The 16,911-nt window shown below is 60.3% G+C and carries 15 protein-coding genes; 9 read left to right on the top strand and 6 right to left on the bottom strand.

The features are described 5' to 3' along the window. The 7 genes from RDA78_RS07990 to phnN all read left to right on the top strand — a co-directional run bounded on the left by RDA78_RS07990 (window position 1) and on the right by phnN (window position 6,131). Window positions 1–1,125 carry a carbon-phosphorus lyase complex subunit PhnI gene (locus RDA78_RS07990; protein ID WP_434054797.1) on the top strand — a complete coding sequence of 375 codons (1,125 nt, stop codon included), beginning with the start codon at window positions 1–3 and terminating at the stop codon, window positions 1,123–1,125. Continuing rightward, window positions 1,122–2,051, top strand: coding sequence for an alpha-D-ribose 1-methylphosphonate 5-phosphate C-P-lyase PhnJ (locus RDA78_RS07985; RefSeq protein WP_434054796.1), 930 nt, complete (start codon window positions 1,122–1,124; stop codon window positions 2,049–2,051). The genes RDA78_RS07990 and RDA78_RS07985 overlap by 4 nt, the downstream gene beginning before the upstream one ends. Continuing rightward, window positions 2,048–2,836: a phosphonate C-P lyase system protein PhnK gene (phnK, locus tag RDA78_RS07980; protein ID WP_434054795.1), complete on the top strand. Its 789-nt coding sequence runs from the start codon at window positions 2,048–2,050 to the stop codon at window positions 2,834–2,836. The genes RDA78_RS07985 and phnK overlap by 4 nt, the downstream gene beginning before the upstream one ends. 16 nt (window positions 2,837–2,852) lie before the next feature. Next, window positions 2,853–3,557 carry a phosphonate C-P lyase system protein PhnL gene (gene phnL / locus RDA78_RS07975; protein ID WP_434054794.1) on the top strand — a complete coding sequence of 235 codons (705 nt, stop codon included), beginning with the start codon at window positions 2,853–2,855 and terminating at the stop codon, window positions 3,555–3,557. A 111-nt stretch (window positions 3,558–3,668) separates the two neighbouring features. Continuing rightward, a complete protein-coding gene (locus tag RDA78_RS07970) occupies window positions 3,669–4,418 on the top strand; it encodes a DUF1045 domain-containing protein (protein ID WP_434054793.1) in 750 nt (249 codons plus the stop codon). Further along, window positions 4,415–5,560, top strand: a complete 1,146-nt coding sequence (locus RDA78_RS07965; RefSeq protein ID WP_434054792.1) for an alpha-D-ribose 1-methylphosphonate 5-triphosphate diphosphatase — start codon at window positions 4,415–4,417, stop codon at window positions 5,558–5,560. The genes RDA78_RS07970 and RDA78_RS07965 overlap by 4 nt, the downstream gene beginning before the upstream one ends. Next, a complete protein-coding gene (phnN, locus tag RDA78_RS07960) occupies window positions 5,538–6,131 on the top strand; it encodes a phosphonate metabolism protein/1,5-bisphosphokinase (PRPP-forming) PhnN (RefSeq protein WP_434054791.1) in 594 nt (197 codons plus the stop codon). The genes RDA78_RS07965 and phnN overlap by 23 nt, the downstream gene beginning before the upstream one ends. Window positions 6,132–6,169: 38 nt before the next feature. Here the strand turns inward: phnN and RDA78_RS07955 are convergent, their stop codons facing one another. Then, the gene (locus RDA78_RS07955) at window positions 6,170–6,961 is read right to left on the bottom strand and encodes a ChbG/HpnK family deacetylase (RefSeq protein WP_434054790.1); all 792 of its coding nucleotides are present in this window, start codon (window positions 6,959–6,961) and stop codon (window positions 6,170–6,172) included. Between the two features lie 281 nt (window positions 6,962–7,242). Here RDA78_RS07955 and RDA78_RS07950 point away from each other — a divergent pair, with 281 nt between their 5' ends. Next, complete coding sequence (locus RDA78_RS07950; RefSeq protein WP_434054789.1) at window positions 7,243–7,611, top strand: group I truncated hemoglobin; 369 nt, start codon at window positions 7,243–7,245, stop codon at window positions 7,609–7,611. Further along, a complete protein-coding gene (locus RDA78_RS07945) occupies window positions 7,608–8,666 on the top strand; it encodes an adenylate/guanylate cyclase domain-containing protein (protein WP_434054788.1) in 1,059 nt (352 codons plus the stop codon). Before RDA78_RS07950 ends, RDA78_RS07945 begins: the two co-directional genes overlap by 4 nt. Before the next feature lie 54 nt (window positions 8,667–8,720). Here RDA78_RS07945 and RDA78_RS07940 read toward each other — a convergent pair whose 3' ends face one another. The 5 genes from RDA78_RS07940 to RDA78_RS07920 all read right to left on the bottom strand — a co-directional run bounded on the left by RDA78_RS07940 (window position 8,721) and on the right by RDA78_RS07920 (window position 16,851). Beyond that, complete coding sequence (locus RDA78_RS07940) at window positions 8,721–11,612, bottom strand: AsmA family protein (RefSeq protein WP_434054787.1); 2,892 nt, start codon at window positions 11,610–11,612, stop codon at window positions 8,721–8,723. Window positions 11,613–11,760: 148 nt separating this feature from the next. Continuing rightward, window positions 11,761–12,918, bottom strand: coding sequence for a DUF1513 domain-containing protein (locus RDA78_RS07935; protein WP_434054786.1), 1,158 nt, complete (start codon window positions 12,916–12,918; stop codon window positions 11,761–11,763). Then, complete coding sequence (locus tag RDA78_RS07930; protein ID WP_434054785.1) at window positions 12,899–13,972, bottom strand: imelysin family protein; 1,074 nt, start codon at window positions 13,970–13,972, stop codon at window positions 12,899–12,901. Before RDA78_RS07930 ends, RDA78_RS07935 begins: the two co-directional genes overlap by 20 nt. Beyond that, window positions 13,972–15,501, bottom strand: a complete 1,530-nt coding sequence (locus RDA78_RS07925; RefSeq protein WP_434054784.1) for a di-heme oxidoredictase family protein — start codon at window positions 15,499–15,501, stop codon at window positions 13,972–13,974. Before RDA78_RS07925 ends, RDA78_RS07930 begins: the two co-directional genes overlap by 1 nt. 87 nt (window positions 15,502–15,588) lie before the next feature. Further along, window positions 15,589–16,851, bottom strand: coding sequence for an imelysin family protein (locus RDA78_RS07920; RefSeq protein WP_434054783.1), 1,263 nt, complete (start codon window positions 16,849–16,851; stop codon window positions 15,589–15,591). Window positions 16,852–16,911 lie beyond the last annotated feature (60 nt).

Below are 16,911 nucleotides of genomic sequence, written 5' to 3'. Positions count from 1 at the left end.
ATGTATGTTGCCGTCAAGGGTGGCGAGAAAGCCATCCGCAACGCCCACAAACTCCTGGCAAAGCGCCGCAGGGGCGACACGTCCGTACCGGCTCTGACCCTGGAACAGATCGCCCAGCAGCTTGCGCATTCCGTTGCCCGCGTCATGGGCGAAGGATCCCTTTACGACGAAACGCTTGCCGCGCTGGCGATCAAGCAGTCGCGGGGCGATCTGATCGAAGCCGCCTTCCTGATGCGCGCCTACCGCACCACGCTGCCGCGTTTCGGTTACAGCCAGCCCGTCGATACTGCGAAAATGCTGGTCGAGCGCCGCGTCTCGGCCACTTACAAGGACCTGCCGGGCGGACAGGTGCTCGGCCCGACATTCGACTACAGCCACAGGCTTCTGGACTTCGCGCTGGCGGCCGAAGAGAGCCACGCCGAGCCCACCACCGCCGAGACGGCACCCGTGTATGACGAGGCCATGCCCAGGGTGACGGACCTTCTCGGTGACGAGGGCCTGATGGAACCTGATCAGATCGCGGACGAGGATACGCCGGTCGGAGACCTGACCCGTGAACCCCTTTCCTTTCCGGCCGACCGGGATCTGCGCTTGCAGAACCTGGCGCGCGGCGATGAAGGCTTTCTGCTCGCACTCGCCTATTCCACACAACGCGGTTATGGCCGCACTCACCCGTTTGCCGGCGAAATCCGCTACGGCGAAGTCGAGGTCGCGTTCTTCGCAGAGGAACTTGGCTTTGAGGTAACGCTTGGCGCCATCAAGGTGACCGAATGCCAGATGGTCAACCAGTTCAAGGGATCGGCCAAGGCGGCACCGACATTCACCCGTGGATACGGGCTGGTATTCGGACAGGTTGAGCGCAAGGCCATGTCGATGGCCATGGTCGACCGGTCGCTGCGCTGGCAGGAGCTTGGAGAAGAGCCGGTGGCACCGGCACAGGACATCGAATTCGTTCTGTCCCATTCCGACAACATTCAGGCGACGGGCTTCGTCGAACACCTCAAGCTGCCCCACTATGTCGACTTTCAGGCGGAACTCGACCTTGTGCGGCGCATGCGGGCCGAATGGTTTGAAAAACGCCGGCAGGACGAGACCGGCGGCGCTGCCCAGGAGGCTGCAGAATGAGCGATACGGCAAAGCTTTACGATCAGGGCGAATACAATTTTGCCTATCTCGACGAACAGACGAAACGCATGATCCGCCGGGCGATCCTGAAGGGGATCGCGATCCCGGGCTATCAGGTGCCGTTTGCCTCGCGCGAAATGCCGATGCCCTATGGCTGGGGCACCGGCGGCGTTCAGGTAACCGCGTCGATCCTCGGTAGGGACGATTGCCTCAAAATGATCGACCAGGGGTCCGACGACACCACCAACGCGGTGTCCCTGCGCGGTTTCTTTGAAAAGACCGCCGGCATCCGGACCACCTTCGAGACATCCGAGGCGACCGTGATCCAGACCCGGCACCGCATCCCGGAAAAGACCCTGACTGAGGATCAGGTTCTGGTGTTCCAGGTTCCGATCCCCGAACCGCTTCGCTTTCTGGAGCCGAGGGAAACCGAAACCCGCAAGATGCATGCACTCGAGGATTACGGCCTCATGCATGTTAAGCTTTACGAGGACATTGCAAAGAACGGGCACATCGCGACCACCTATGCCTATCCGGTCAAGGTCAACGACCGCTATGTCATGGACCCCTCGCCAACGCCGAAATTCGACAATCCGAAGATCGACGAGATGGCAGCGTTGCAGCTGTATGGAGCCGGTCGTGAAAAGCGGATCTACGCGATCCCGCCCTACACGAAGGTCAAGAGCCTGGATTTCGAAGACTATCCGTTCGAGGTTCAGAAATTCGACAAGCCATGCGGCCTCTGCGGCGCAGAGAACGTTTATCTCGACGAAGTCATCCTCGACGACAGGGGCGGACGCATGTTCGTCTGTTCCGACAGCGACTTCTGCGAAGAACGCCGCGCGGCCGGACATCGCGGCCCGATGGCGGCCGATCCGGCGGCGGCCCAGATCGGCGCAACAGATCTTCAGGAGACGACCCGATGAGCGTGTTTACGTCCGAAGACCCGCTTCTGCAGGTTCACAATGTCACCCGCTACTATGGCGACAGGGTCGGCTGCGCGGATGTTTCATTCGACCTCTGGCCCGGCGAAGTTCTCGCCATCGTCGGTGAAAGCGGATCCGGCAAGACAACCTTGCTCAACTGCCTCTCCACCCGTCTCGCTCCGACGACGGGGGCGATCGAATACCGGATGCGCGACGGCACCATGCGCAATCTCTATCAGCTCACGGAGGCGGAACGGCGTCTCTTGATGCGCACGGACTGGGGCTTCGTTCACCAGAATGCGGCAGACGGACTGCGCATGACGGTCTCGGCGGGCGCCAATGTTGGCGAGCGTTTGATGGCGGTCGGCGAACGCCATTACGGCAACATCCGGTCCACCGCCGATGACTGGCTTGGCAGGGTGGAAATCGAAAGCGACCGGATTGACGACGATCCAAGGTCCTTTTCAGGCGGCATGCGCCAGCGCCTGCAGATTGCCCGCAACCTTGTGACACATCCCCGGCTCGTGTTCATGGACGAACCGACGGGCGGGCTGGATGTCTCGGTTCAGGCACGGCTTCTCGATCTTCTGCGCCGCCTCGTGTCGGACCTGGGCCTTTCGGTCGTGATCGTGACGCACGATCTCGCCGTTGCCCGTCTGCTGTCGCACCGGATCATGGTCATGCGTTACGGCAACGTCATCGAGACCGGTCTCACCGACCAGGTGCTCGACGATCCGCGCGAGCCCTACACGCAGCTCCTCGTATCTTCAATCCTTCAAGTCTGAGCGAGGTAACCTTCTCATGCCCGTCCGCCTCTATCTCAACAGTGTCTCGAAGTCCTTTACCATGCACCTGCAGGGTGGGACCGTTATCCCGGTGGTCGACAAGGTGGAATTCTCCGTCAACGCCGGAGAGTGCGTCGTGCTCGGCGGTCCGTCCGGTGCCGGCAAGAGCTCCATCCTGAAAATGATCTACGGAAACTACCGCTGCGATGCGGGCCAGATCCTGGTCACGATCGGCGACGACATTATCAATGTCGCTGCCTCCCAGCCGCGCGAGGTTCTGCGGCTTCGCAAAGACACCATCGGCTATGTCAGCCAGTTCCTGCGCACCATACCGCGCGTGTCTGCCGAAGAGGTCGTCGCGGAACCGCTCGTCGCGCAAGGCTCGGGCGAAGCGGAAGCTGTTGACAGGGCCCGCGGCCTCCTTGCCCGTCTGAACGTGCCGGAAAGGCTCTGGACCCTGCCGCCTGCCACCTTCTCGGGAGGCGAGCAGCAACGCGTGAACATCGCGCGTGGCTTCATTGCGCACTATCCGATCCTCTTGCTCGATGAACCGACGGCCTCGCTCGATGCCGCCAACCGGGCCGTTGTTGTGCGTCTTGTGCAGGAAAAAAAGGAACAGGGCGTCGCAATGGTCGGCATCCTTCACGATCAGGATGTGCGCGAGGAAATCGCCGACCGGATCATCGACGTCACCGCTTTTGCCGCGGACGCCGCTGCCTGAATGCACGAGGCAAAGGAAACAGTTGCGGGCGGGAGCAAACTGTCACAGAACAGTCACCTCCCGCCTTTAGGTGAGCCGTCTGGCTCTTTTTAGAAAATCCGTGATTCTGACATGCGCTACGCGATCTACTTTGCCGCCGATGCTGATGATGCCCTCATGCGGCTGGGCAACGCCTGGCTTGGGCGTGACCCGTTTGCAGCAACCGACCCGGACATGTCCGCGCTGACAGGCCTCAACGCGACCCGGTTTCGCGAACTGACCGCCGACCCGCGCCGCTATGGCTTCCACGGAACGCTGAAAGCACCCTTTCACCTGAAGCCCGGCATGGACGAGGCGGATTTGATCACCGCCTGCCGAAAGTTCGCATCCGATCTTGCCCCGTTCCGCATCGAGGCCCTGAACGTCAATCGTCTCGGAAAATTTCTCGCGCTGACGCCGGACCGGCCTCAACCGGACCTCTCCGCTTTCGCTGCGCTTTGCGTCCGTCAATTCGAACCGTATCGCGCTCCTCTGTCCGAGGCGGACCTTGAGCGCCGCCGCAAGAGCGGGCTGACACCGAAACAGGACGCATACCTCACCGACTGGGGTTACCCCTATGTTTTCGACGAGATGCGCTTTCACATGACCTTGTCGAACAAACTCGACAGCGAGCACGAGGCGGCCGAACTTGAGGAAGCTGCCAAGTCCCACTTTGCCGCGGTGACCGGCAAGGAGCGCGCTTGCAGCTCTTTCGCCCTCTACCAGGAACCGGAGCGCGGCGCTCCGTTTGATGTTCACACCGTGTTTCAGCTGACTGGCACCACGCCCGTGGGTTCAGCGGGAACCCGGCCCACCCGGCCGACCGACAGGGAGAATGCATGACCACGCATCCAAAAGTCTTCAAAAACGCCAAGCTTGTTCTTGCGGACGAGGTGATTGACGGGTCCCTGAGCGTCCATACCGGTGGCACCATCGAAGCCGTCGCGACCCCGAGCAATGTCGACGGGCATGACTGCGAGGGCGACTACCTTCTGCCCGGACTGATCGAACTGCATACCGACCATCTGGAGACACACTACGCCCCCCGGCCAAAGGTCCGCTGGAACACGGTGTCCGCCGTTCAGGCGCACGATGCCCAGATTGCCTGCGCCGGCATCACCACGGTGTTCGATGCGCTCAGGGTGGGAATGGACGAGGATGCGGATCTGCGCTATTCCGACATGCGCGCCCTTGCCGATGCCATCGAGACGGGCCAGCGGGAACACCGCTTGCGCGCCGACCACTTCATTCACCTGCGCTGCGAAGTCTCCGCACCGGACGTTCTCAGCGCTTACGAAGTCTTCCAGGAGGATGACAGCATCCGGCTGATTTCGCTGATGGATCACACGCCGGGTCAAAGACAGTTCGTCTCCCTCAACGCCTACAAAACCTACTACCAGGGCAAGAAGGGGTTCTCGGACGCCGAAATGGACGAGTTCATCCGCCGCCGTCAGGCGCGCGCAAGCGGTCTTGCCCCCGACAATCGCAGGAAGCTGTCCGCGATCGCCCAGGAGAAGGGGATCGCGATCGCCAGTCACGACGACGCGACCGTGGATCATGTGGAAGAGGCGGTTGCGCTGAAGACGCGGATTGCCGAGTTTCCGACGACACTGGAAGCAGCCAGGGCTTCTCACGAAGCGGGAATGGCGGTCCTGATGGGCGCACCGAACGTCGTGCGCGGCGGTTCGCACTCCGGCAACATTTCGGCCCGCGAACTGGCCGAAGCGGGATATCTCGACGTGCTTTCGTCCGACTATGTGCCCGTTTCGCTCGTCCAGGCGGCCTTTCAGCTCGCCGAAGAAATCGAAACGATCGATCTGCCTGAGGCGGTTGCCATGGTCACATCCAGCCCGGCGCGGGCAATCGGGCTGTCGGATCGTGGCAGTCTTGCACCGGGCCTGCGCGCCGACCTGATACAGGTCAGGCTCGTCGGCAACGTGCCGATCGTGCGCGGCGTCTGGCGTGAGGGCAGACGCGTTGCCTGATGCCGGAACAGGAGCCGGTCAAAAACTCGGTCCGGGCCGGATGGTGCTGGTTGTCGGCCCGAGCGGCGCGGGCAAGGATACGCTGATGTCCGCGCTCCGCGACAGGCTGAAGGACCGGCCGGATGTGCACTTCGTCCGACGGGCAATCACCCGGGACTGTGACCCGGACGCGGAAGACCACGAAACCCTGACACGCACGGAGTTCGACAGGCTTGTCGCCGGGGGTGAAACGGCGCTTTTCTGGGAAGCCCATGGGCTTGGCTATGTCATACCCAAGGCCTATGACGCCTGCATCCGTGCCGGTGACACGGTGATTGCGAACGGCTCGAGGCGCGTTCTACAGCGCGCGGCGGAAAAATACGAAACCGCGATTGTCCTTGTGATCACAGCGCCTGTCGAAGTCCTCGCCGCGCGACTTGCCGCGCGAGGGCGCGAAAGTCGCGCCGACATCGAAAGACGCCTTCAGCGGGCAAACCTGGAACCACAGGACGTTGCCAATCTTGTCCGCATCGAGAACACCGGCACAATCGAAGACGGTGTTGAACGCATGCTGAGCGCTCTGCGGCTCTGAAGCCGCTTGGGCCGGCACATGGCCCTGCCGGGTTTGCCCTAAAGATCCTTGTAGCCGATCAGCTCGATCCCAAGACGCTCGATTTCGCGTTGGACCTCAGGGCTCACAAGCGTTTCAAGGCAACTGACCCGGTCCGCGCGCACGTCTTCATACCCAGGATGTCCCAAGGCTGCCAGCTCACCGCAGTCAACGGCCGGATGATCGATGAAGATATGCGTTCCGGGAGCAAGACCGCCCAGCGCCTCAACAAAAGAAGATATCCGGGCCTGACTGTCTCGCGGATGTGCCGGATAGGGACTGAACCTCGGCAATCCATGCCCGAACGGATCGTCTTTGAGACCGAACTCGGCGCAGAGCCCGGCAACGATCTCTCCCAGTCTCGGATCGAAGTCGGCAAAGTGCCGCGTCATGTGACAACTGATGTGCGAAGCACGGGGGAAGAGTTGGACCCCGAGTTCAACCTGTGCCCTGAATTCCGCAGCAACCTCATCGATGTTCCAGTTCCGGCCGTTCAGCGACGGCCGATCGTCACCGTACCGTTCCTGCAACAGCGGCAGAAAAAAGCCGTGCCGGTCAACAAGACCCGGGGCACTTGAAAGCGGTCGCCACTTCACCGCCTCCCATTCGCTGGACAGCGTCAGATGGATACCAACGTCGATCTCCGGATGATCAGAAAGGAGCGTTGCGGCGTCCGTCACCCAGGCACAGGGCATCATCACTTCGACGCTGCGCGCGATCCCGTCGACACAGGCCTTGAGGCATCCCTGGTTGGAGGCCCAGCAGGATCCCGCATCGTCGGCGCGAACGAGCAATCTGACATTCTGCTGCATGGCTCACAATCCCATCTCTGTCCGCAGGGATCAAAGCATACACTGATCCGCTTGTGCGCACTGTCGTTGCCATGAATTGACGCACCCGAAGAGGTTCGCTGGTTTTCTTTGCGATTACCCTGATGCCTGGTAGGGAAATACGCACGGGATCAAAAAGTTGATCAACATTTAGGCAAGTCCAAAAATCTACAGCTAAAAATCCAAAAACCTTTTCTTTGAGAGCACACTCGCCTAGTCTGATTTTCTTTAGGGCAAGTCGCAAACATTTGAGTATCTCAAGCATGTCCAAGACGCTTTTTGATAAATATGGCGGCTTCAAAATTATCAGCCGTATCGTGATGGACTTCTACGACAAGGTGCTCGACTCTGATCGTATCGGGGATTTCTTCGAGGGCATCGACATGCCGAAACTGATCGACCATCAGACCAAATTCATTTCGGCACTTCTCGGCGGACCTGTTTCCTATTCGGACGAACGCCTGAGGCGTGCCCATGCATCGCTCGATCTGACTCACGAGGACTACGACGAGATTCGCATGCTCCTGAGCGAAACTCTCTCCGAGCATGGGTTTTCCCCTCAGGACATCGAAACGGTCATGATCGAAATCGAAGCGCGCCGGACGAGCATACTCTCAACAGGCCTGTCATGAGCATCACGGCGATCAACCAGCAGCTTTTGCGCGCGATCGGGGTCGGCATCGCCGTCGTGCGCGGCGATGATCTCCAGTTTCTTTTCAGCAACGCCCCGTTTTCCGAATGGTTCGGAAAGCCCGAAGCCGGCGCCTCCCTGCAAGAGGTGCTTCCGGATATCGATGTCGATGAAGTGCGCACGGCAATGGAACAGTCGGGACGCTACAACGGCGAGATTTCGGTGAAGCTGAAACGGCGCACGCTCGTGATCGCATTGTCCATATCAAGTGCCGATGAGGAAGCAAGCGATCTGCTCGTGGTGGAATGCCAGAACATCACCCGCATCCGCGAGCTGGAATCCATGATTGACAGCTATTCTTCAATGGTCGAACGCAACACGCGGGAGCTGGAACGTGAAAAAGAGCGCGTTGAGCGCCTGCTGTTGAACCTCATGCCGCGTACGGTCTACGAGGAGTTCAAGACCTTCGGCGTGGTCACGCCGCAACTCTATGACAGCGTTTCTGTCGTCATGCTGGATTTCGTCAATTTCACGAAGTTCTCGTCGAACCATGACCCGACGGTTACCCTGGGCGAGCTCAACGATATCTTCACCGCGTTCGACCGCATCGCGGAACAGTTCGGCTGTGAACGGATCAAGACGATCGGCGATGCCTATCTCGCCGTCGCAGGCATGCCGGAACCGTCTCCGGATCATATGCGTGCCGTCGCCAATTGTGCCGTCCGCTTCATCCGGTACCTGGAGCGCCGGAACCAGAGCCACCAGTACAAATGGGAGGCGCGTATCGGTCTCGGCACCGGATCAGCGGTCGGGTCCGTCGTGGGTATTCAGAAATACGTCTATGACGTCTTCGGCTCCGCGGTGAATCTTGCGGCGCGCCTGCAGGCCTTTGCCAATCCCATGTGTGTTGTTGCACCCGATTCCATGAAGGAATACCTCGTCGAGGAGTTCCATCTCGATGACCTCGGGAAGCAGGAAGTGCGCAGTTTCGGAGAGATGCGCCTGATGCGGGTCAGCCCAGGTATCGAGTTAACGCGCAAGACCGGCAGGTTCTGACCGGTTATCCGCTCCCGAAATCAGCTTCAAGCCGCGGCCCGCAGTGGGCTCGCGTCAGTTGTTGTCTTCTTCTTTCTTGCGGCCCAGAACACTGCCGAGCAAGCCTGGCGGCAATCCGAAACCTTCCTCGACCGCCTGAAGAACCTCCTGATCGTCGACCTCGCCGTCGATCACTTTCTGGACATCGATCTGCGTCCGTCCGCCCGTCGCTCTGCGGATGGTTTCATTGGCCGTTTCCACGAGTTCCTGGGGTGCATCCTTGTTGCCCTGAAGGATCGACATCAGCTCGCCGCCGGTTTCCTGCAACTGCTTGTAGGCCGCCTGCGGATCCTTGAGAATTCCGGCGATATCAGGATAGATCTGCGGGTCGTTCCAGGACCCCTTGATTACGATCGGAACCCCGAGACCGGCCATCTTCTTGTCCTCGCCCTTGCGGCGCGGCATTGGCGGCTGGCCTTCGAGCGTCGGCACGATGTTCGGCTCGACGCGCCAATCGAGGCTCTGGGCGGGAAGGTCCGTGGTTCCGCCACCGGTCATGCGTAACAGCGGCCCGACCATGGCAAGATTGTCCGTGCGGGCAATGCCGTTCGCAATGTCGAAGGACGCGGTCAGGGAACTGAAATCCGTTTTTTCCGATGGATTGTCCTGCCAGCCAAGCAGGGTCTCGACGGACAGACCCCGCACCATTTTCGGAATGTTGATGCCCCGGATCGCGCCGTCCAGGAATTCGTAGCTGGCGGTACCGCCCAGTCCCTGGACCAGGGCCAATTGGGACCCGCCGCTGGACGTCACATCGAGATTGATTGCCGTCTTGCCCTCAATCCATTCAAAATCCGCGGCATCGCGCAGCAAGGGATAGGCACTCAGGCCCGACAGCGTGAAACGCGCAGCCAGCTTCGGTGTCTGTGATGTGCCGTCAAGCGTCACCAGACCGGTTCCGGATCCGTCATAGAGCGCCAGTTTCTCCAGATCGGCCGTCAACACGCCGTTTTCGATGTTTGCGGACAGGATGCTCTCGTCGATCTTGATCTTGTTCCAGCGGATCTGGCCGGCGGTGACCTTGAAATCGACATCGACTGCCTGGAGGCCGGAGAAGTCGATCGGGTCACTGTTCCACCCGCTCGAAGCGGTCTGCCGGGCCCCGCCGTCGCCTCCGCCACCGTTTCCGGCTGATCCCGAACCACCGGATCCGCCGCCCGATGTCTGCGGTGCATCACCCAGGTATGGATCGAGGACCAGTTCTCGCAGAGCCAGTCGGGCCGTCACCTTGGGTTTCCCGCCAAGGGCAATGCGTCCATTCGCTTCACCGCTTGTTTCATCCAGCGTGAACCGGGTTTCTTCGAAGGAAATCGCATCGGGCTGAATTCCAAAGATGCCGGAAGCCTTGAATGTCTTCAGACCGCCGCCTGCTCCAAGTGGCTGGCCGAGCCATGCCATGAGGCCGCGCAGATCGGCCGTATCGACGTTGACAGCTCCGTCGATATTTGCAGGCAGGGCAACCTGGCCCGCAAATCCCGCGCTCACCCGGTTTCCCTTCAAAGAGACAGACACAGGCGCGGCATTTCCAGCCAGCAGACTTGCCGTGTCCGCTTCTCCTGTGACGCTGAAGGCCTCGCCGCGCCAGGAAAGTGCGCCACCCAGCGAGATCGGGTTTTCAAGACCCTGCAACTCAAGATCAAGCGCGAGATTGGTCAGCCGATCCGCCTCCGGGTCGCCGACCGTGGACGCAAGACCCAAACCGCCGATCTCGCCATCGGAGATCGAAACGGAACCATTCATATCGAGCCCGGCGACGAGTTCCGGACCGGTCAGCCCCACTGTTTCAAAGGCAAGATCGGCGCTCAGCTTCCCGTTTGCAGGCAGATCCCGGCCAGCCAGCATCAGCAGATCCTTGATCGACCCGTCCTTGAGGACCAGTCGGCCCGACACTTCGGGAACGAGACCGGACAGATCCGCATCCGCAGCCCCCCCGAGAGACAGCTCGCCAAGGGCGAGATGAAGATCGGCCAGCGAAACGGCGGCCTCTGTGCCCGACAATTTGGCGTCGAACGAAAAAGCGCCCGGATCGGCATCGAGCGTCTGTCCGGCCAGCGCTGCCAGCGCCTTGAGCGACGGTCCGGCCGCAGTGATCTCAAGTTGCGTGCGAACCGGCTCGAGCCCTGCCTGCCCCGAAACGGCGAACGTGTTCTCACCTGTCGAAACCGTCAGATCGAGCGGCACTTGGTCGCCGGAAGTCATGCCGAGCGGGTTCTCCACCCCCCCTGCAACGCTGATCGGGATGTCCTGCAATACGAAGCTTGAGGTGAGATCAACCTTGCCGGAAAGGTCCGGAGCAGACAGCGAAAGATTGAGGTCGCTGACCTTTAAAGGTTCTTCCCGGGTGGCATCCTTGTAGGTCAGCGTACCGCCATTGATTTCAAGGCTGTCGATGCCGATGCTTTTCAGGTAGCTTCCAGACCCGGCAGCCGCACCGGCTCCGCCCGGCTGCGGAGCGGCTTCGGCGTTCCCCTGGTTCGCGGGGGCGGCACTGTCGGCAGTATCTGCTGCAAGGCCGAGATCGCGGCGCGGTTCCCAGCTTGTCGATCCGCTTGGGCCGACTTCGAGGTAGATATCCGGGTTGTCCAGGCTGATGCCGGTGACCTGAATGTTGCCGGAGAGCAGTCCGCCCCAGGCGAGACCGAACTCCATCCTGTCCGCTTTCGCGAACTCGATGCCGTCGGCGCCCGCTTCACCGGACAGGCCAATGTCGCGCGCATCCAGAGTAAAACCGGGAAAAAGAGACAGCGAAACCGGACCGTCCAGCCGGACGCGCCAGCCAAGGCGCTTGTCCACCTGTTCGACCACCTGACGTTTGATCTCGTCCTTGGGCAGGAACAGGGGCACGATCAGCACGATCGCCACCAGCATGATCACCAGACTGCCCAGCCCGATCAAAAGACGTCGCATGTTTGAGCGTCTCCTTTCGCGAATCGGCTCCAATGTAGACCAAACGGCCGCTCATCCACACCCACACTGCACTGTGAATTTGACAAAAGCAGGAAACAGGACGAATTCGCAACCAAAGCACGACGCTTTCGGACGGATATCAACCGGATCAGGAAATGGCGACCATGTGGTTGTCCCAGAAAATTCCGGGAGGGCGCGACAGAACTTCGGACGGTTCCCCCGGTTCGCTGACGTGGGACACGCCTCCGTTGCCGTCCGAGATCAGAAAACTGCCCTGATCGGCGGGCGCGACACCACATCCGTCCGGAATGGACTGTGCGCCAAGGAAGTTGCCCGTTCCGGCGCTCCAGAAAAGGGTTTGCCCGCCCCGGGGAGCGGACGTGGCGATCACGTCACCCGTTGCGTTGGCCGCCACAGAACCAATGTAGTTCTCCAGCTTGCCGGTAAGGACCGCGGGAATCGCCGCAAGCTGCGGCGGCTCGTCGGGTGCGATGACCGCAACGAGAGGAGGCATATCCGAGGCCGGTCCTTCATACTGACCGCCGACCCACGCCCGCCCGTTTCTGTCCAGCGCCATATGCCGTAAAGACAGTTGATGCAGGGAGGCGTGCAGTTGATGCCGGGTAACAAGGTCCCCGGTGGCAGCGTCGACAAAAGCCACGGACGGCTGCATCGTGTCCAGATTGAGTTTTTCCCGGGCACGGTCAGGGTGGGTTTCTATCCCACCGTTTGCGACAACCAACGTGGTCCTGTCCTCGGATAGCACGATGTCATGCGGCCCGATACCGTGGCTCGGAAATTCGCCGATTCTTTGCGCCAGTCGACCGCTGACATCGTAAACGCCGATGACGCCGCGAGCGGCTTCAAAGTCATTTTCAACCGCGTAAAGCAACCGGCCGTCGGCCGAATAACACCCATGCCCGTAAAAGTGCCGGCCCTTCGCAGCAACGATTGCCAAAGGCTCTGCGTCCTCGTAAGGCCGCACCAGAAGGGCAAAGGTTCCGGGCCGGCGCGCAAAAGCCACGAACCGGCGGCGATCGGGTGAAACCGCAATGCCGTGCCCCCGGCCCGGCAGCACTATCTGGCCGAGAACCTGCCCGTAGTCATCCAGAATACCGATGCCGAAACTGCCGTCGGCCCGCTTGTAGGCGTTGGCAAACAGACGGCCATCATCGCCCGCATTCCCTTCCAGAAGGCTCGCGGCCAGCGGCGAAGCGGAAAAGACAGGCGCAGTTGCCAGTCCGCCAAGCGCACTCAAGAACGCCCGGCGCGAAAACGGCGACTGCCTAGTCTCCATCAAGGGCATTGAACCCTCCCGCGAGACCGAGCGCACCGGCAACACCGTCACTCATCAGTTCCTGGATAGACGAGAGCGTAATCGAGAGCGCCGCAACGCGATTGTAGTTTTCCGTGTTTGCAAAGGTGTCGCGCAAAGGTGTCTCAAGTGCTTCAAGGTAATTTCCGGCATTCGTGAATTCGAAACCCAGGCTGTCAAGGGTCCACTGATCCTCTGAAGACATCAGGGGCTTGAGATCCATGCTGAAGAGCGCATCGCGGATGCCGAAGAGTTCTCCGGTGAGGTAGATGACACTGTTGCCGGAACGGGAGAACGGAAACCTCCGAGGCTTTGCCTTGTCTTCCGACTTTCCAAGCGCAGGAATGATGTCCTGATCCTTGGTGATCGTAATACCCGTCGCAAGGGAGTTGTAAATCTCTTCCATGGCCTCGGTCGCCGTCCGGTATCTTGCATTTTCTGGTCCGGCGGAAAGCAATAACTGACTGTAGCCGTCCGGATCAGCCCATGCAGCCGCAGTCGCTTCAGCGATTTCTGCGACATTCGCGGCAATGGCGAGCGCAAACCCGCATGTGTAATTCCTGTTCTCGCCGGAACGTCCGAGAACAACATCGGTGTTCTTGTCGAAGGCAATCAGTTCAAGGGCGGTCAGACTTTGCACGGCGACGCTTTTCTTCGCGAGGCTCAGAGCTGAAAGCAAGCTTGGATCTTTCGATGCATAAAGCTTTCTGATCTGCCGTTGCCCCCGGCCGCGGGGGTCTGGCCGGAAAGACAGGCGGCTGAGCCTGTCGTCGTCGAGCAGCGGTCCGAACCGCAGAAACTGAACCCGCGAAAAGTCCCGCAGCGTATCCGAAAACGCCTTTTCAAACGCGGCGGCATGCAACTCGGTGCCCGCCTCGCAAAGAGCGGAAACAGCGCCGGGCAAGTCGGCTGCGCTCTCGGCAAATTGTGTGGTTGCGGGCCGGATGTAACCCGTAATCGCATTGTCGATCGCGTCATTGAAATCCGCCGCCGCAGGCGGCACGGCAAGGACAGACAGGACTATTCCAAGGACAGATGCTCTCATTACAGCGACTCCAGAAATCGGATCAGTGCGTTGCGCCGTTCCGGCGGCATGTCCACGACCTTGTCACGGGCTTCTTGCGCTTCGCCGCCATGCCATAGCACGGCTTCAAGCAGATTGCGCGCGCGACCATCGTGAAGAAACCGCGTGTGATTGTTGACCGTTTCCGTCAGACCGATGCCCCAGAGCGGCGGCGTGCGCCACTCGCGCCCGTTGGCATCTCCGACCGGGCGATGATCGGCAAGACCCTCGCCCATGTCATGCAGCAGAAGATCAGTATAAGGCCAGATCAGCTGGAACCGATGCGCCAGATTGTCCGCGTTGCGGCTCGTGACGTATTTTGGCTGATGACAACTGGTGCAGCCGGCTTCGTAAAAGATCTGCTTGCCCAACAAAACGTCGGGAACTTCAACGTCCCGGCGCATGGGTACGGCGAGGTTTTCCGAATAGAAGGTGACCAGGTCCATGACCGGGTCCGGCGCTTCGGAAACACCCAGGTCTTCCTGCTCGCCATGTGGCATCGCCCGGCAAGCTGTCTGCGCTTCGGTGCAGTCACCGAAGTTGCCCGGCATGTCGGGTGTGCTGATGCCGATATCACCTGAGAAAGCGCCTGCCGTCTGCGCACGGATCGTTGGATTGCTCGCCTTCCAGCCGAACCTGCCGACAGCAAGATCACCGGTAGCCGGATCGCGAACACGGCTGACTTTTCCGGAAATGCCGTCTTGATCGAGATCGTCCGGGTCCGCCAGCGCTTCGATGTCTCCCGGGTGAATGGCCTGCAAGAGCCCCAGCCCGATCATTGGTGGCGCAACACGCGGCGAGATCAGGGTGTCCGGATGCATCTCGCCAAACCCCAGATCGCGGATCATGTAGACGGGTTTTTGCAGCACTGCCACTTCACCACCGCTGAGTGGAACGGCAATATCTTCGGTCGCGATGTCGAAGCGGCCTTCACCGGGCAAACCCTGAACGGCAAAGGCCTGAAACTGACCACCATAGGTCGGCTCGGGCACACGCAGGATTTCTTTTGATGAAAGAGCCGCTTCCTGTTCGTCCGTATTGGGCGGAACGGAAAGCCGCAGGAACAGCGATACCGCCTTTTCACCCGGCAACGGCGGCCGCCCGCGCCCGTCCTTCAGATGACATCCCTGGCAGGAACGCGCGTTATAGAGCGGACCAAGCCCGTCGGAAGCCCGTGTTGACGATGGCGAAGACGTCCAGAGTTTCTTGAAGAGCCCATTGCCGACCTTGAAGTCATGCTGCTCTTCAAAGGTGAGATTGGAATTGGAATGCGAAAAGGCATCCCGGTTCGCTCGGCGCGTCGACGTTCCGGCTCCGCCTTGCATCGGCTCGAAGCGCTCCGGCGTCTCGAAATCCCCAGGCGCGGTCAAAACTGTCGCGATCCTGGCCCAGTCGTCCGCTGTCAGATCATCCCGGTGAGAAAATACGTCATCTGCAGCAGCCGAATTGGCAACCAGGCAAAAACAGAACAGGGCGCTCTTGAGCGCCATCAACCGGGGCCCCAGTGTCATAATCGCATCCCAAATGTGGTCTGCGAGCCCCAATTCGCAGATCGTAAAGCACGTCAGGCGGCCCGAAAACCGCCTGACGATCTGTCTTTATTCGAAAACAGCGCCCGGGTTGTCCAGGCTGTCCGAACCTTCGAACGCAATCTCGTCGAGGCCGAGCACCTTGACAACACGTTCGATGGAAGCTGTCTGGTCGACCAGGGCATCGACGGCGGCCTGAACCACGGCATTGCCCTCTTCGTTGCCCTCGCCGATCATCTGATCGTAGGCTTCGCCGCCATCGGCACGCGCTTTCATGACCTTGAAGGCGGCCAGCGTCGCATCGAGTTTCGTCTTCATTTCTTCGGCAAGTGCAGGGTCCTTTTCTGCAACGAGATCCGCAAGGGATGCCCCCGAGACGTTGTTGCCGAGCGGGCTCGCATAGGAACCGAAATAGACGTTGCGGATGCCGATGACATCGTTGAGATGTGACATGTGCGTGTTGTCCGCGAAGCAGTCATGCTCTTCTTCCGGATCGTGCAGCAGCAGGCCGAGCTTGATGCGTTCTCCGGCCAGTTCTCCGTAGGACAGCGACCCCATACCGGTCAGGATCGTTGCAAGACCGCCGTTCTCGCCTTTCGCCGCCAACTCTTCGCGGGCCGCTCCACCCGGTTGCCATGCCGCGGCCATTTCTTCCAGGTCGGAAATCAGGAGATCGGTGACTGCCTGCAGATACTGGATCCTGCGTTCGCAATTGCCGCCGGTGCAGTTTGCGGGGTCGAAATCTGTTGCCGGACGTGCGCCGGCTCCAGGACCGCTCCCGTTGAGATCCTGTCCCCAGAGCATGAACTCGATGGCATGGTATCCGGTGACCACGTTGGCTTCGACTTCACCGGCTTCCTGGAGTTGTTCTGCGAGAAGAGAGGCGGTGATTTCGCTTGCATCGACCGTCTCACCACCGGCCGTCAATTTCGGATTGGCGATCAGGTTTGCGGCATAAAACGGGTTCTCTTCCGATTCATCACCGTAGGACGCATCGACATAGTCGATCAGTCCCTCGTCAAGCGGCCAGGCATTCACCTTGCCTTCCCAGTCATCCACGATGGCATTGCCGAAGCGGTAGGCTTCGGTCTGCTGGTAGGGATTGCGGGCATCGATCCAAGCAGAACGCGCGGCTTCTAGGTTTGCCTCGGTCGGCTCGGCAAGAAAGGTGTCAATCGCGCCTTTCAGAGTCTTGGCGGTTGCAAGAGAGTCCGCATAGCTTGCCTGTGCGATGTCGCCGTAATTCGACAAGACGTCCGCGGGAGCCGCCGCCATTGCCGGTGTGACAAGCAGAGCCGTAGCCGTCAGTAGACCAGACTTGAGTGATTTCATGGGTCCATCCCCTTTTGGCGCAACCGGAGACATAAAACACCGCCCCGTCTGATTGCGAAA

Source organism: Roseibium sp. (assembly GCF_051016195.1).
Taxonomy (GTDB): domain Bacteria; phylum Pseudomonadota; class Alphaproteobacteria; order Rhizobiales; family Stappiaceae; genus Roseibium.
This window is presented reverse-complemented; position numbering and strand designations above follow the sequence as displayed.

Bases quoted from the DNA above. Each gene is read 5' to 3' on its own strand.
- RDA78_RS07945 (WP_434054788.1), top strand. From the start codon at position 7,608: ATGAGCATCACGGCGATCAACCAGCAGCTTTTGCGCGCGATCGGGGTC.
- RDA78_RS07935 (WP_434054786.1), bottom strand. From the start codon at position 12,918: ATGCCCTTGATGGAGACTAGGCAGTCGCCGTTTTCGCGCCGGGCGTTC.
- RDA78_RS07920 (WP_434054783.1), bottom strand. From the start codon at position 16,851: ATGAAATCACTCAAGTCTGGTCTACTGACGGCTACGGCTCTGCTTGTC.
- RDA78_RS07985 (WP_434054796.1), top strand. From the start codon at position 1,122: ATGAGCGATACGGCAAAGCTTTACGATCAGGGCGAATACAATTTTGCC.
- RDA78_RS07970 (WP_434054793.1), top strand. From the start codon at position 3,669: ATGCGCTACGCGATCTACTTTGCCGCCGATGCTGATGATGCCCTCATG.
- phnL (WP_434054794.1), top strand. From the start codon at position 2,853: ATGCCCGTCCGCCTCTATCTCAACAGTGTCTCGAAGTCCTTTACCATG.
- phnK (WP_434054795.1), top strand. From the start codon at position 2,048: ATGAGCGTGTTTACGTCCGAAGACCCGCTTCTGCAGGTTCACAATGTC.
- RDA78_RS07930 (WP_434054785.1), bottom strand. From the start codon at position 13,972: ATGAGAGCATCTGTCCTTGGAATAGTCCTGTCTGTCCTTGCCGTGCCG.
- RDA78_RS07955 (WP_434054790.1), bottom strand. From the start codon at position 6,961: ATGCAGCAGAATGTCAGATTGCTCGTTCGCGCCGACGATGCGGGATCC.
- RDA78_RS07925 (WP_434054784.1), bottom strand. From the start codon at position 15,501: ATGACACTGGGGCCCCGGTTGATGGCGCTCAAGAGCGCCCTGTTCTGT.
- RDA78_RS07965 (WP_434054792.1), top strand. From the start codon at position 4,415: ATGACCACGCATCCAAAAGTCTTCAAAAACGCCAAGCTTGTTCTTGCG.
- RDA78_RS07990 (WP_434054797.1), top strand. From the start codon at position 1: ATGTATGTTGCCGTCAAGGGTGGCGAGAAAGCCATCCGCAACGCCCAC.
- RDA78_RS07940 (WP_434054787.1), bottom strand. From the start codon at position 11,612: ATGCGACGTCTTTTGATCGGGCTGGGCAGTCTGGTGATCATGCTGGTG.
- RDA78_RS07950 (WP_434054789.1), top strand. From the start codon at position 7,243: ATGTCCAAGACGCTTTTTGATAAATATGGCGGCTTCAAAATTATCAGC.